The organism is Streptomyces sp. NBC_01775, from assembly GCF_035917675.1.
GTDB lineage: Bacteria > Actinomycetota > Actinomycetes > Streptomycetales > Streptomycetaceae > Streptomyces.
This window is the reverse complement of the sequence record NZ_CP109104.1, coordinates 4,090,288-4,105,322: the sequence shown is the minus strand read 5'-3', so window position 1 is coordinate 4,105,322 and position 15,035 is coordinate 4,090,288. Positions and strand designations below refer to the sequence as shown.

Sequence of the window (15,035 nt, the reverse complement as noted above, 5' to 3'; positions counted from 1 at the left end):
ACCGGCGCCCCGTACGACCACCGGCGTCACCGGCGCTCGTACGGCCGGGAGCGGCAACTCCCGGCCGTACTCATGAGCGCGAACCATTTCCGCGAACCCCTCGCGCGACCCGCACCCACACCACAGGAGATTACCCATGCCTGCCCTCCCCCAGCCTCCGGCCGGGCGGTTCCCCCGCTCACTGCGCCGCCTGGCCACGGCCCCCGGCGGAACCCGCACCAAATGGCTGATCCTCGCTGTCTGGCTGCTCCTCGCTCTGGCTCTCGGCCCGCTGGCCGGGAAGCTCGGCGAGGTGGAGGACAGCGGCTCCAACGCCTTCCTGCCGCGCGGCGCGGAATCCGCGCAGGTCAACACCGAGCTGGAGAAGTTCCGCGGCAAGGACGAGATCATGCCGGCGGTCGCCGTCTACTCCCGCGACGAAGCGCGTACGACCAAGGCCGACGCCGCCAAGGCCCGCGCCGACCGCGCGGACTTCGCCGAGCACGCCGCCAAGGGCGAGCAGATCGGCGGCCCCGTGCCCGCGAAGGACGGCAAGGCCCTGATGGTCGTCGTCCCGCTCGCCTCCGGTGACGAGGGGCTCAGCGACACCCTGGAGGAGATCCGCACCGTCGCGGCGGCCAACGCGCCACCCGGACTCGACGTCGAGGTCGGCGGACCGGCCGGCTCCCTCATCGACAGCATCAAGGTCTTCGACAACCTGGACTCGACCCTGATGCTGGCCACCGGCGCCGTCGTCACCCTCCTGCTCCTGATCACCTACCGCAGCCCGCTGCTGTGGCTCTTCCCGGTCCTGTCCGTCGGCTTCGCCGCCGTCCTCACGCAGGTCGCCACGTACGCGCTGGCCAAGTACGCCTCCCTGCCCGTCGATCCGCAGAGCAGCGGCATCCTCATGGTGCTCGTCTTCGGCGTCGGCACCGACTACGCCCTGCTGCTGATCGCCCGCTACCGCGAGGAACTGCACCGCCACGAGGACCGGCACGAGGCCATGCGGATCGCGCTGCGCCGCTCGGGCCCGGCCATCGTCGCCTCGGCGGGCACCATCGCCATCGGCCTGGCCTGCCTGGCCTTCGCCGACATCAACTCCTCACGCTCGCTGGGCCTGGTCGGCGCCGTCGGCGTGGTCTGCGCGCTGCTCGCGATGATCACCGTGCTGCCCGCGCTGCTGGTGGCCACCGGACGCTGGGTCTTCTGGCCCTTCGTCCCCCGCTACGGCGCCCAGCCGCGTACGGCCCGCACCGTCTGGTCCCGTATCGGCGCCCTGCTCGAGCGCCGTCCGCGCTGGTCCTGGCTGATGTCGATCGGTGTGACGGCCGTGCTGGCGCTCAGCGCGGCCGGCATCTCCATGGGCCTCACCCAGGAGGAGATGTACCAGGACAAGCCCGAGTCCGTCGTCGCGCAGGAGAAGCTCGCCGCGCACTACCCCTCCGGCTCCTCCGACCCGGCCACGATCGTGGTGAAGAGCGACGCGCGGGACGAGACCCGGAAGGCGGCCTCGGACGTGGCGGGCGTCGAGTCCGTCCGGGTGGACGACCGCACCTCCGACGGCGCCCTGACCTCGCTGTCGGTCGTCCTCGAGCACGCCCCGGACAGCGACGCGGCCAAGGACACCGTCGACGGCCTGCGCGACGCGGTCCACCGGGTCGACGGCGCGGACGCGCTGGTGGGCGGTACGACGGCGGAGTCGCTGGACACCGCACGCGCGGCCGACAGCGATCTGAGGACGGTCATCCCGATCGTGCTCGCCGTGGTCCTGCTCGTCCTGGTCTGGCTGCTGCGCTCCCTGCTCGCCCCGCTGCTGCTGCTGGCGACGGTGGTGCTGTCCTACTTCGGCGCGCTGGGTGCCTCGAACCTCCTCTTCACCCATGTGCTGGGCTTCGCCGGGGTCGACCACTCCATCCCGCTGCTGGGCTTCGTCTTCCTGGTGGCGCTGGGCATCGACTACAACATCTTCCTGATGACCCGCGTCCGTGAGGAGGCCGTGCGTCAGGGCCACACCAAGGGCGTCCTGGCCGGCCTGACCTCGACCGGCGGCGTGATCACCTCGGCCGGGATCGTGCTGGCGGCGACCTTCGCCGTGTTCGCCTCCATGCCGCTGGTGACCATGGCGCAGATGGGCGTGCTGGTCGGCATCGGCGTCCTGCTGGACACCTTCCTGGTCCGCACGGTGCTGGTCCCCTCCCTCGCCCTGGACATCGGAGCCCGCATCTGGTGGCCGAGCAGGCTGGGCCGGACCGCCGGGTCCCGGCACGACGACGCCGCGGCAGTCCGGGCGGGAGAGGAAAAGGAGCTTCAGAAGGTCTGACGGCGCCCTCCCGTCGTCCGGCGCCCCCTCCCGTCGTCCCGCCGCCACGGCGGGACGACGGGGCACGCGTCCGACGGTGCCGGACCTGCCGCGACGGGCGGCGGGTCCGGCACCGCGCCGTTCATTTGCCAGGCGCACCGCGCCGTTCCCCCGCCGGGTGCCGCGCCGCGCCGTTCACATGCCGGGCGCCGCCGCTCACTTCCCCACGACGCCCTCCGCCAGGTCGGCCCCGGCCAGGTCGGCCCCGGCCCTCCCGGCGCACTTGGCCTCCGCGGCCCACCCCTCCAGCGCGGTACGGCACGCCCTGTCCAGGTGGCGCAGCCCCGACAGATCGAGCACCACGGGGCGGTCGTGGGGCAGTTCGGCCAGCTGGTCCAAGAGCTTGGGCAGCCGCAGGAACGTCGCGTTCCCCACGACCCGGACCCGCAGCGGGGCCCCGGCCGGCGCCTCGGCCGGGGTTCCACCGTCCCAGCGCTCCCCGTCCCGCTGCTCCCCGTCGCCGACAGGCTCCTCGATCTCCAGGTGCACGTGCGAGGTCTCCCACGCGCTCTTGACCACGGCCAGCAGCAGCCCGAGCAGCACCCCCTCGAAGAGGTTCGTCAGGACGACGGCGACAGCGGTGACCGTCAGCACCACGGCCTCGCCCCGGTGTTCGCGCCACAGCCCGGCGAACTCCCGCCAGGGGATCAGCCGCCAGCCCGCGTACACCAGCACCCCCGCCAGCGCGGCCACCGGGATCAGCCCGAGCACCTGCGGCAGCAGCACCACGAACACCAGCAGCCACACGCCGTGCAGCACCCGCGACAGCTTGGTCCGCGCCCCGGCCTGGACGTTCGCCGAGCTGCGGACGATCACGGCCGTCATCGGCAGCGCGCCCAGCACCCCGCACACCGCGTTCCCCGTGCCCTGCGCCATCAGCTCCTTGTCGTAGTCCGTACGGGCGCCGTCATGCATACGGTCGACGGCCGCCGCGCTGAACAGGGACTCCGCCGAGGCGATCAGCGTGAAGGCCACCACCGTGCCCAGCACCCCCACCTCGGCCAGCCGCGCGAAGTCGGTGCCGCCCGGCGGCTGGAGCGCGCCCATGAGCCCCCGTACCTCGATCCGCGCCACCGGCAGCTCGCACACACCCACGATCCCGGCCGCCAGCCCCACCGCGACCAGCGGCGCGGGCACCAGCCGCGCGACCGCGCGCACGCGCGGCCACACCGCCAGCACCAGCACCGTCCCGGCGCCGACAGCCAGCGCGACGAGGGTCTCCGCCGAGCCGAGGACCTCCCGCACCAGTCCGGGCAGCCCACGCAGTTTGCCCAGCGCGTCACCCGGCGCCGTCAGGTCCGCCAGCCCGTACGCCTGGCCCGTGACGAGGACGAGCCCGATGCCCGCCAGCATCCCCTGGACCACGGCGACCGAGATCGCCCGGAACCACCGCCCCAGCCGCAGCGCCCCCATCGCCAGCTGGAGCAGCCCCGCGGCCAGTACCAGTACGCCGAGCACCGGCAGCCCGTGCGTCTGTACGGCTTCGTAGACCAGCACTGTCAGTCCCGCGGCGGGACCGCTCACCTGGAGGCTGCTCCCCGGCAGCAGCCCGGCCACCAGACCGCCGACGATCCCCGTCACCAGCCCCAGCTCCGGCGGCACCCCGGACGCGACGGCGACCCCCACGCACAGCGGCAGCGCCACCAGGAAGACGACGAGCGAGGCGAGGAGGTCGGAGCGGAGGGTGGTGCGCAGGGTCGTCCGTTCGAGGGATATGGATCCGGATGGGGAACGCATGGATCTCCTTCCGTGGCTGCCTTCCGCGGAGCCGTGTCGGCCACCGTGTGTGGCCCCTTCCGCGAGGCCCTGGACAGCGAACTCCATTCTGTCCAGCGGGAGTCGGGCGGTTATACGGCGCGTAGTAGCCGTCCGCACCGGCGCTGAGGCACACCCCGGCACCTGGACTCCTCGCGTACGCCCCACCCACGAGCGCCCCTCGCCCGCGCTGAAGCCCCAGGGGCGCGCCCTGGCGCCGGCCCTCACGGACGCGCCCAGTCTCTTGACGCTCCGTCGCTGCCGGATTCATAATTCATCACACGATGAATAACTCTCCTCCGGTCGCCCCTGACCTCCGCGCCCCAGCCGTCCACGCCGACGGCCTCACCGTCGTCCGCGGCAGCCGCACCGTGCTCGACGACCTCTCCTTCGACGTGGCCCCCCGCACCGTCACCGGCCTGCTCGGCCCCTCGGGCAGCGGCAAGTCCACGCTGATCCGCGCTCTCGTCGGCACCCAGGCCAAGGTCACCGGCACCCTCGACGTGCTCGGCAGGCCCGCGGGCTCCGCCCCGCTGCGCTCCCGCGTCGGCTACGTCACCCAGGCCCCGTCCGTCTACGCCGACCTGTCCGCCCGGCAGAACCTCGACTACTACTCCGCGGTCCTCGGCATCCCCCGCGCCCAGCGCCCGGCCGCCGTCACCCAGGCCCTCACCGACGTGGACCTCACCTCGCACGCCGACGACCTGGCCGGCAACCTCTCCGGCGGCCAGCGCTCCCGCGTCTCCCTGGCCGTCGCGCTCCTGGGCACCCCCGAGCTGCTGGTGCTGGACGAGCCCACCGTCGGCCTCGACCCCGTCCTGCGCCGCGACCTGTGGGACCTCTTCCACCGCCTGGCCGCGCGCGGCAGCACGCTGCTGATCTCCTCGCACGTCATGGACGAGGCAGACCGCTGCGAACACCTGCTCCTCCTGCGGGAGGGCGCCCTGCTCGCGGCCGGTACCCCGCAGGCACTCCGCGACCGCACCGGTACCGAGACCATCGAGGACGCCTTCCTCGAACTGGTCGACTCCGCACGCTCCCAGCCCACCGCACCCAGCTGACGAGGCCCGCCATGACCGCTACGACCCCCCAGCCCCGGCCCGAAGCCGCACCCACCACCCCGCCCCTCATCAGCCCGGCCCGCACGCTCGCCACCGCCCGCCGGGTCCTGCGCCAGCTCAGCCACGACCCCCGCACCATCGCGCTGCTGCTGCTCGTCCCGGTGCTGCTGCTCGTCCTGCTGTACTACGTCTTCGACGGCGACCCGCGCTCCTTCGACAGCATCGGCGCCTCCCTGCTGGGCATCTTTCCGCTGGTGACGATGTTCCTGGTCACCTCCATCGCCACCTTGCGCGAGCGCACCTCCGGCACTCTGGAGCGACTGCTGTCCATGCCGCTGGGCAAGGCCGACCTGATCCTGGGCTATGCCCTGGCCTTCGGGGTCCTGGCCGTCGTCCAGGCGTCCCTCGCCACCGGCGTCGCCATCTGGCTCCTGGACCTCAGCATCGCCGGCTCGCCCTGGCTGCTGCTCCTGATCGCCCTGCTCGACGCGCTGCTGGGCACCGCGCTCGGCCTGTTCGTCTCGGCGTTCGCCGCCTCCGAGTTCCAGGTCGTCCAGTTCATGCCCGCGATCATCTTTCCGCAGATCCTGCTCTGCGGCCTGTTCGCGCCCCGCAGCAGCATGCAGCCCGTCCTGGAGGGCCTCTCCAACGTGCTGCCCATGTCCTACGCCGTGGACGGCATGACCGAAGTCCTCCACCACGCCGACGCCACCGGCGACTTCTACCGCGACCTCGCCGTCGTCGCCGGCAGCGCCCTCCTCGTCCTCACCCTCGGCGCCGCCACCCTCCGCCGCCGCACGGCATGAGACGCGGGCCTGTGTGAGACGCGGGCCTGTGTGAGACGGCGGCATCTGTGAGACATGCGGGCCCTCATGAGACACCGATCCTCGTGACGAGCCCCTGGTGGGAGGATGGGCAGCCACCAGCACAACGGCCAACTTCACGCGCACGAGGTGAACCACCCCATGACCACCCAGAAAGTCGCCGTCCTCGGCACCGGCAAGATCGGCGAGGCTCTGCTCTCCGGCATGCTCAGGGGCGGCTGGTCCCCCTCCCACCTCCTGGTCACCGCACGCCGCCCCGAGCGCGCCGCCGAACTGCGCGAGCGCTACGGCGTCGAGGCGGTCACCAACGCCGAGGCCGCCAAGACCGCCGACACCCTCATCCTCACCCCCAAGCCCCAGGACATGGCAGCCCTCCTGGACGAGCTGGTGCCGCACGTCCCCGCCGGCCGCCTGGTCATCAGCGGTGCCGCGGGCATCACCACCCGCTTCATCGAGCAGCGGCTCATCGAGGGAACCCCCGTCATCCGCGTCATGGCCAACACCCCCGCGCTCGTCGACGAGGCCATGTCCGTCATCTCTCCCGGCACCCACGCCACCGAGGCCCATCTCGCCCTCGCGGAGGAGATCTTCGGGGGAGTCGGCAAGACCCTCCACCTCCCCGAGAGCCAGCAGGACGCCGCGACCGCGCTCTCCGGCTCGGGGCCCGCCTACTTCTTCTTCCTGGTCGAGGCCATGACCGACGCGGGCATCCAGCTCGGCCTCCCCAGGGACAAGGCCCACGAACTGATCGTCCAGGCCGCCGTCGGCGCCGCCACGATGCTCCGCGACAGCGGCGAACACCCCGTCACCCTCCGCGAGAACGTCACCTCACCCGGCGGCACCACCATCAACGCCATCCGCGAGCTGGAGAACCACCGCGTCCGCGCGGCCTTCATCGACGCGATCGAGGCAGCCCGCGACCGCAGCCGCGAACTGGGCGGCTGACGAGGCCCCGGCGGGGCACCGAAGCGGGGGCGAACGAAGGACCGGACGAAGGACCGGACGAAGGACCGGACGAGGAAGCGGCCGAGGGCTAACGCGGGGAGCCGCTACGGGCGACGGCCTCCTCCCCCGAAGCCCCGCTCGCCCCCGTTCCGTCCGTTCCGTCCGTTCCCGCCCCGTCCGTCCCCGCCCCGGCTCCCGACCGCATCCGCAGCCGCACGCTCCTGACGCCCTCGTGCGCCAGCGTGATCGTGAACGCCAGGGCCAGCCCCAGCGCCACCCCGTACAGCGGAGTCTCCTCGAACGCCGCCCCGCCCGCATAGCCCAGACAGGCCGAGTACACCGCCCAGCTCACCACCGCCACGGCGTCGTACCGCGTGAACGAACGCCGCGGAAACCCCGTGGCCCCGGTGGTGAGCGTGGCCGTGGTCCGCCCGCCGGGGATGTAGCGCGCCACCACCAGCACCAGCCCGCCCCGCTCCACCAGCATCCGCCCCACCCGCTCGTACGCCCGCCGCGCCCGGCTGCCCTCCTTCAGCCGCGCGAAGATCCGGGCCCCGGACCGCCGCCCGATCGCGTACGAGATGTGGTCCCCCACAAAGGCCCCGGCAGCCGCCACCACGATCACCGGCACCAGCGCCGGCTCACCCCCCGAGGCCGCGAACACCCCCAGGGTGATCACCAGCGTCTCGCTCGGCACCACCGGGAAGAACCCGTCGAGCGCGGCGATCCCGAAAAGCGCCACAAAGACCCACGGCGTGCTCACAAAGCCCTCGACCGCATGCACTATCGCGTCGTTCATCCCCGGAACGTAGGCAGCGCGCCCCCTCACCCGCAGTGCACCATCGCCACCGTCCGGCCATCACTTTCGTCAGGTGTCCCGACGGACCGCACCGCGTACATTGACCGCCGTGACCAGGTTCAGCCGCCTACTGGACGACCGCCCCCGCACCCGCGAAGCCCTGGCCGCCCTGCTCCTGTGGCTGCTTCTGGCCGCACCCCTCGCCCTGTCCGACGAGGCCCCGCCATGGCTGCGCCTGACCGCCGCACCCCTGCTCGCGGCAGCCGCGTACTGGGCCCGCCGCGCCCCGCTCGCGGTCCTCGCCGTCCCCACCGCGCTGGGCCTCGCGCTCACCCCCGACCTGCTCACCGAAACCTTCACGCCCGCACTCGCGGTCCTCAGCCACCTCCTCGGCCGCAGAAGCCCGGACACCCGCCCCGCGCTGCTGGCCGTCGCCGGGCTGTGCGCCACCGGGCTCCTCCTCGCGCTGACCTTGCCGGGCGCCGACCTGTGGGGCTGGTTCACGCTGGTCGCGACGGTCCTCTTCGCCGCCGTCCTGCCCTGGCTCCTCGGCCGCTTCCGCCGCCAGCAGGCCGAACTCCAGCGCACCGGCTGGGAACTGGCCGCCCGTATGGAGCGCGAACAGCAGCTGATCGCCGACCGCACGAGGCTGCGCGAGCGCTCCCGCATCGCCGGCGACATGCACGACTCCCTCGGCCACGACCTCAGCCTCATCGCCGTTCGCGCGGCTGCCCTCCAGGTCGCACCGGGAATGGACGACGCGGCCCGGGGCTCGGCCGCCGAACTGCGCCAAGCCGCGGCGGACGCCACCGAACGACTCCGCGAGATCCTCGGCGTCCTCCGCCAGGACGCCGCCGAGACCGCACCCACCTCCGTGACGGACCTGGTGGAACGCGCGACAGCCTCCGGCATCCCCGTTCACCTGCACCGCCACGGCACCCCTGACCCGCCACCGCTCCCTCCGCTCACGGCGAGCGCCGTCCACCGCGTCATCCAGGAAGCCATCACCAATGCCGCCAAGCACGCCCCCGGCAACACGGTGACCGTCACCCTCACCACAGAGTCCGACGAGGTGACGGTGGCGGTCGCCGACACCAGCACGGAGACGACGGGCACGCCCACGCCCCCCATCCCCGCGGCCTCCGGCAACGGCTCCGGAACCGGCGCGGGCACCGGCCTCATCGGCCTCGACGAGCGCGTACGCCTGGCAGGCGGCACCTTCCAGGCCCACCCCACCCCCACGGGCTTCCGCGTGACGGCCCGCCTCCCCCTGACCCCAGGCCCCACAGCCGCACACCCACAGGCCCAGCCCGACGAGACCGCCGGCATCTCGCAGCGAGAACTGACCCAGGCCCGCCAACGCGTACGCCGGGGGATGGCGGACGCCATCTGGATCCCCGTCGCAGCCGGCGCGGCCTTGTTCCTCCTGGTCTACGGCTTCGAGGTCTACACGTCCCACCAGTCCGTCCTGAAGAAGGCCACTTACGACGAGCTCCACACCAGCGACCCGACCCCCGCCATCGCCCCCCGCCTCCCCGGCTACGAGTTCGACGACGAGGCACCCCCGGGCGCCCCGGCAGACCCCGCAGACACGGACGAGTGCCGCTTCTACCGCACCGCCACCTTCACCAACTCGCCCCTCTACAGACTCTGTTTCACCGACGGCAGGCTCTCCCACAAGGACCGCGTGACCCCGACTCCGGACGACGGTTGACGCCCCCTTGACGCCAAGTTGACACGTGAGACACCGGTCCGTAAGGTCTCACGGGTTGCCAGGGAGCCTTAACGGTTCTCCGGCGGCTCTCCCGCCACTCCGGCGGAATCCACTACTTCAGTGTGATCTCCCCTCGCAGGGGTCTCTTCGGCATGCCGAATTCTTTTGCGGAAGGCTCGATTTTGAGCCCGGGAGGGAAATCCTCTAAAGTAGCGGTCAGCCGGAAGGCGCCCCGCCGACAGGGGAATCAGAATCGGAAACGGCCCGGAAAAGGACCGGAAAAGATCTGATAGAGTCGGAAACACCGAAAGGGCAGCGCCCGGAGAAACCGGTGAAATGGTTTCGAAGGAAGCGTCCGTTCCTTGAGAACTCAACAGCGTGCCAAAAGTCAACGCCAGATATGTTGATACCCCGACCTACCGGGTTTCCGGTGGGTTGAGGTTCCTTTGAAGAAACACACAGCGAGGACGCTGTGAACCGGGGGATTATTCCTCTCCTGGTTCCGCTCTCGTGGTGTTGTACCGGTGGTGGATTCGTCTGCTGGCCGAGTAAACATTCACGGAGAGTTTGATCCTGGCTCAGGACGAACGCTGGCGGCGTGCTTAACACATGCAAGTCGAACGATGAAGCCTTTCGGGGTGGATTAGTGGCGAACGGGTGAGTAACACGTGGGCAATCTGCCCTGCACTCTGGGACAAGCCCTGGAAACGGGGTCTAATACCGGATATGACATCCTCCCGCATGGGAAGGGTGTGGAAAGCTCCGGCGGTGCAGGATGAGCCCGCGGCCTATCAGCTTGTTGGTGGGGTGATGGCCTACCAAGGCGACGACGGGTAGCCGGCCTGAGAGGGCGACCGGCCACACTGGGACTGAGACACGGCCCAGACTCCTACGGGAGGCAGCAGTGGGGAATATTGCACAATGGGCGAAAGCCTGATGCAGCGACGCCGCGTGAGGGATGACGGCCTTCGGGTTGTAAACCTCTTTCAGCAGGGAAGAAGCGAGAGTGACGGTACCTGCAGAAGAAGCACCGGCTAACTACGTGCCAGCAGCCGCGGTAATACGTAGGGTGCGAGCGTTGTCCGGAATTATTGGGCGTAAAGAGCTCGTAGGCGGCTTGTCACGTCGGATGTGAAAGCCCGGGGCTTAACCCCGGGTCTGCATTCGATACGGGCAGGCTAGAGTTCGGTAGGGGAGATCGGAATTCCTGGTGTAGCGGTGAAATGCGCAGATATCAGGAGGAACACCGGTGGCGAAGGCGGATCTCTGGGCCGATACTGACGCTGAGGAGCGAAAGCATGGGGAGCGAACAGGATTAGATACCCTGGTAGTCCATGCCGTAAACGTTGGGAACTAGGTGTTGGCGACATTCCACGTCGTCGGTGCCGCAGCTAACGCATTAAGTTCCCCGCCTGGGGAGTACGGCCGCAAGGCTAAAACTCAAAGGAATTGACGGGGGCCCGCACAAGCAGCGGAGCATGTGGCTTAATTCGACGCAACGCGAAGAACCTTACCAAGGCTTGACATATGCCGGAAAACCCTGGAGACAGGGTCCCCCTTTGGGTCGGTGTACAGGTGGTGCATGGCTGTCGTCAGCTCGTGTCGTGAGATGTTGGGTTAAGTCCCGCAACGAGCGCAACCCTCATTCTGTGTTGCCAGCGTGCCTTTCGGGGTGACGGGGACTCACAGGAGACTGCCGGGGTCAACTCGGAGGAAGGTGGGGACGACGTCAAGTCATCATGCCCCTTATGTCTTGGGCTGCACACGTGCTACAATGGCCGGTACAATGAGCTGCGAAGCCGTGAGGTGGAGCGAATCTCAAAAAGCCGGTCTCAGTTCGGATTGGGGTCTGCAACTCGACCCCATGAAGTCGGAGTTGCTAGTAATCGCAGATCAGCATTGCTGCGGTGAATACGTTCCCGGGCCTTGTACACACCGCCCGTCACGTCACGAAAGTCGGTAACACCCGAAGCCGGTGGCCCAACCCCCTTGTGGGGAGGGAATCGTCGAAGGTGGGACTGGCGATTGGGACGAAGTCGTAACAAGGTAGCCGTACCGGAAGGTGCGGCTGGATCACCTCCTTTCTAAGGAGCATCTTGCTGCCGCAAGGCAGTCAGGGGCTACAACGTCAGCGAGTGTCTGACGGTGGTTGCTCATGGGTGGAACGTTGACTATTCGGCACGGTTCAACTGTTTGCGCTGGTACTGCTCTTCGGAGTGTGGAAGGTGTGGGTGGGGGAGTCGTGCCGGGCGCGCTGTTGGGTGTCTGAGGGCATGGCCGCTTGGCTGGGTCTTCGGTGCCGGTCCCGGTGAACTCGTCCGTATGTGGCGGGGTGGTGGGTGGCTGGTTGTTGTTTGAGAACTGCACAGTGGACGCGAGCATCTGTGGCCAAGTTTTTAAGGGCGCACGGTGGATGCCTTGGCACCAGGAACCGATGAAGGACGTGGGAGGCCGCGATAGGCCCCGGGGAGCTGTCAACCGAGCTGTGATCCGGGGGTGTCCGAATGGGGAAACCCGGCAGTCGTCATGGGCTGTCACCCGCCGCTGAATGTATAGGCGGTGTGGAGGGAACGCGGGGAAGTGAAACATCTCAGTACCCGTAGGAAGAGAAAACAACCGTGATTCCGGGAGTAGTGGTGAGCGAAACCGGAGGAGGCTAAACCGTATGTGTGTGAGACCCGGCAGGGGTTGCGCATGCGGGGTTGTGGGAGCTTTCTTGATCGGTCTGCCGGCCGGTCGGTGAGTCAGAAACCGTAGTGGTAGGCGAAGGGCATGCGAAAGGCCCGGCGTAGAGGGTAAGACCCCCGTAGCTGAAATCATTGCGGCTCACTTGAGAGCCACCCAAGTAGCATGGGGCCCGAGAAATCCTGTGTGAATCTGGCGGGACCACCCGTCAAGCCTAAATATTCCCTGGTGACCGATAGCGGATAGTACCGTGAGGGAATGGTGAAAAGTACCGCGGGAGCGGAGTGAAATAGTACCTGAAACCGTGTGCCTACAAGCCGTGGGAGCGTCGCATCAAGTGCTTGCACTTGGTGTCGTGACTGCGTGCCTTTTGAAGAATGAGCCTGCGAGTTTGCGGCATGTTGCGAGGTTAACCCGTGTGGGGGAGCCGTAGCGAAAGCGAGTCCGAATAGGGCGTTGAGTAGCGTGTTCAAGACCCGAAGCGGAGTGATCTAGCCATGGGCAGGGTGAAGCGGCTGTAAGAGGTCGTGGAGGCCCGAACCCACCAGGGTTGAAAACCTGGGGGATGACCTGTGGTTAGGGGTGAAAGGCCAATCAAACTCCGTGATAGCTGGTTCTCCCCGAAATGCATTTAGGTGCAGCGTCGTGTGTTTCTTGCCGGAGGTAGAGCACTGGATAGGCGATGGGCCCTACCGGGTTACTGACCTTAGCCAAACTCCGAATGCCGGTAAGTGAGAGCGCGGCAGTGAGACTGTGGGGGATAAGCTCCATGGTCGAGAGGGAAACAGCCCAGAGCATCGACTAAGGCCCCTAAGCGTGTGCTAAGTGGGAAAGGATGTGGAGTCGCAGAGACAACCAGGAGGTTGGCTTAGAAGCAGCCATCCTTGAAAGAGTGCGTAATAGCTCACTGGTCAAGTGATTCCGCGCCGATAATGTAGCGGGGCTCAAGCACACCGCCGACGTCGTGTCATTGCAGCATGAAGCCTTAACGGGTGTTGTGATGGGTAGGGGAGCGTCGTGTGCCGGGTGAAGCAGCCGTGGAAACGAGTTGTGGACGGTTCACGAGTGAGAATGCAGGCATGAGTAGCGATACATGCGTGAGAAACGTGTGCGCCGATTGACTAAGGGTTCCTGGGTCAAGCTGATCTGCCCAGGGTAAGTCGGGACCTAAGGCGAGGCCGACAGGCGTAGTCGATGGAGAACCGGTTGATATTCCGGTACCCGCTTTGAAGCGTCAAACATTGAATCAGGTGATGCTAAGTCCGTGAAGCCGCCCTGAGCTCTTCGGAGTGTAGGGGAGTGGTGGAGCCGACGGTCCAAGCTTGTAGTAGGTGAGTGATGGGGTGACGCAGTGAGGTAGTCCAGCCCGGGCGGTGGTTGTCCCGGGGTAAGGGTGTAGCCCGTTGTGCAGGTAAATCCGCGCAACTTTTGGGGTGAGACCTGATGCCGAGCCGATTGTGGTGAAGTGGATGATCCTGTGCTGTCGAGAAAAGCCTCTAGCGAGTTTCATGGCGGCCCGTACCCTAAACCGACTCAGGTGGTCTGGTAGAGAATACCGAGGCGTTCGGGTGAACTATGGTTAAGGAACTCGGCAAAATGCCCCCGTAACTTCGGGAGAAGGGGGGCCACGCCTGGTGATGGGATTTACTCCTTGAGCTGGGGGTGGCCGCAGAGACCAGCGAGAAGCGACTGTTTACTAAAAACACAGGTCCGTGCGAAGCCGTAAGGCGAGGTATACGGACTGACGCCTGCCCGGTGCTGGAACGTTAAGGGGACCGGTTAGTCACATTTCGGTGTGGTGAAGCTGAGAACTTAAGCGCCAGTAAACGGCGGTGGTAACTATAACCATCCTAAGGTAGCGAAATTCCTTGTCGGGTAAGTTCCGACCTGCACGAATGGCGTAACGACTTCTTGACTGTCTCAACCATAGGCCCGGTGAAATTGCATTACGAGTAAAGATGCTCGTTTCGCGCAGCAGGACGGAAAGACCCCGGGACCTTTACTATAGCTTGATATTGGTGTTCGGTTCGGCTTGTGTAGGATAGGTGGGAGACTGTGAAGCGGACACGCCAGTGTTCGTGGAGTCGTTGTTGAAATACCACTCTGGTCGTGCTGGATGTCTAACCCGGGTCCGTGATCCGGATCGGGGACAGTGTCTGGTGGGTAGTTTAACTGGGGCGGTTGCCTCCTAAATGGTAACGGAGGCGCCCAAAGGTTCCCTCAGCCTGGTTGGTAATCAGGTGGTGAGTGTAAGTGCACAAGGGAGCTTGACTGTGAGACTGACGGGTCGAGCAGGGACGAAAGTCGGGACTAGTGATCCGGCGGTGGCTTGTGGAAGCGCCGTCGCTCAACGGATAAAAGGTACCCCGGGGATAACAGGCTGATCTTCCCCAAGAGTCCATATCGACGGGATGGTTTGGCACCTCGATGTCGGCTCGTCGCATCCTGGGGCTGGAGTCGGTCCCAAGGGTTGGGCTGTTCGCCCATTAAAGCGGTACGCGAGCTGGGTTTAGAACGTCGTGAGACAGTTCGGTCCCTATCCGCTGCGCGCGTAGGAGTCTTGAGAAGGGCTGTCCCTAGTACGAGAGGACCGGGACGGACGGACCTCTGGTGTGCCAGTTGTTCTGCCAAGGGCATGGCTGGTTGGCTACGTTCGGGAAGGATAACCGCTGAAAGCATCTAAGCGGGAAGCCTGCTTCGAGATGAGGACTCCCACCAACTTGATTGGTTAAGGCTCCCTGGAGATGACGGGGTTGATAGGCCGGATCTGGAAGCCCAGTAATGGGTGGAGGTGACCGGTACTAATAGGCCGAGGGCTTGTCCATAGAGGCTCGCGTCCACTGTGTGGTTTCTGAGACAGCAACCACGGGCACCCGCCCCCACTTTGTGGGGGTTGGTTGTGCCGGTTGTG

Annotated in this window: 7 protein-coding genes and 2 rRNA genes; 7 read left to right on the top strand and 2 right to left on the bottom strand. The window is 67.2% G+C overall.

The window, feature by feature from the left end; translation table 11 throughout:
• Positions 1–136: 136 nt before the first annotated feature.
• Positions 137–2,302, top strand: coding sequence for an MMPL family transporter (locus OHB04_RS18255; protein ID WP_326688759.1), 2,166 nt, complete (start codon positions 137–139; stop codon positions 2,300–2,302).
• 195 nt (positions 2,303–2,497) lie between these two features.
• Here the strand turns inward: OHB04_RS18255 and OHB04_RS18250 are convergent, their stop codons facing one another.
• Entirely contained in the window at positions 2,498–4,078 is a 1,581-nt protein-coding gene (locus OHB04_RS18250; protein ID WP_326807815.1) for a SulP family inorganic anion transporter, read from the bottom strand.
• A 302-nt stretch (positions 4,079–4,380) separates the two neighbouring features.
• Between OHB04_RS18250 and OHB04_RS18245 the strand changes: the two genes are divergently transcribed.
• From OHB04_RS18245 to proC, 3 genes are all read left to right on the top strand, one after another.
• Positions 4,381–5,157, top strand: a complete 777-nt coding sequence (locus OHB04_RS18245; RefSeq protein WP_326807814.1) for an ABC transporter ATP-binding protein — start codon at positions 4,381–4,383, stop codon at positions 5,155–5,157.
• Positions 5,158–5,168: 11 nt separating this feature from the next.
• The gene (locus OHB04_RS18240) at positions 5,169–5,963 is read left to right on the top strand and encodes an ABC transporter permease (protein ID WP_326807813.1); all 795 of its coding nucleotides are present in this window, start codon (positions 5,169–5,171) and stop codon (positions 5,961–5,963) included.
• Between the two features lie 159 nt (positions 5,964–6,122).
• Positions 6,123–6,926, top strand: a complete 804-nt coding sequence (proC, locus tag OHB04_RS18235; protein WP_326688755.1) for a pyrroline-5-carboxylate reductase — start codon at positions 6,123–6,125, stop codon at positions 6,924–6,926.
• Positions 6,927–7,014: 88 nt separating this feature from the next.
• Here the strand turns inward: proC and OHB04_RS18230 are convergent, their stop codons facing one another.
• On the bottom strand, positions 7,015–7,725 hold the full coding sequence (locus OHB04_RS18230; RefSeq protein ID WP_326807812.1) for a DedA family protein: 711 nt from the start codon (positions 7,723–7,725) through the stop codon (positions 7,015–7,017).
• 109 nt (positions 7,726–7,834) lie between these two features.
• Here OHB04_RS18230 and OHB04_RS18225 point away from each other — a divergent pair, with 109 nt between their 5' ends.
• The 3 genes from OHB04_RS18225 (at position 7,835) to OHB04_RS18215 (ending at position 14,949) form a co-directional block, all read left to right on the top strand.
• Positions 7,835–9,439 carry a sensor histidine kinase gene (locus tag OHB04_RS18225; protein ID WP_326807811.1) on the top strand — a complete coding sequence of 535 codons (1,605 nt, stop codon included), beginning with the start codon at positions 7,835–7,837 and terminating at the stop codon, positions 9,437–9,439.
• A gap of 555 nt (positions 9,440–9,994) precedes the next feature.
• Positions 9,995–11,523 (top strand): 16S ribosomal RNA (locus OHB04_RS18220).
• A 302-nt stretch (positions 11,524–11,825) separates the two neighbouring features.
• A 23S ribosomal RNA gene (locus tag OHB04_RS18215) occupies positions 11,826–14,949 on the top strand.
• The 16S and 23S rRNA genes sit together here, the layout of an rRNA operon.
• Positions 14,950–15,035 lie beyond the last annotated feature (86 nt).

Coding starts and splice junctions, on each gene's coding strand:
- OHB04_RS18255 (WP_326688759.1), top strand. CDS start 137: ATGCCTGCCCTCCCCCAGCCTCCGGCCGGGCGGTTCCCCCGCTCACTG.
- OHB04_RS18250 (WP_326807815.1), bottom strand. CDS start 4,078: ATGCGTTCCCCATCCGGATCCATATCCCTCGAACGGACGACCCTGCGC.
- OHB04_RS18245 (WP_326807814.1), top strand. CDS start 4,381: ATGAATAACTCTCCTCCGGTCGCCCCTGACCTCCGCGCCCCAGCCGTC.
- OHB04_RS18240 (WP_326807813.1), top strand. CDS start 5,169: ATGACCGCTACGACCCCCCAGCCCCGGCCCGAAGCCGCACCCACCACC.
- proC (WP_326688755.1), top strand. CDS start 6,123: ATGACCACCCAGAAAGTCGCCGTCCTCGGCACCGGCAAGATCGGCGAG.
- OHB04_RS18230 (WP_326807812.1), bottom strand. CDS start 7,725: ATGAACGACGCGATAGTGCATGCGGTCGAGGGCTTTGTGAGCACGCCG.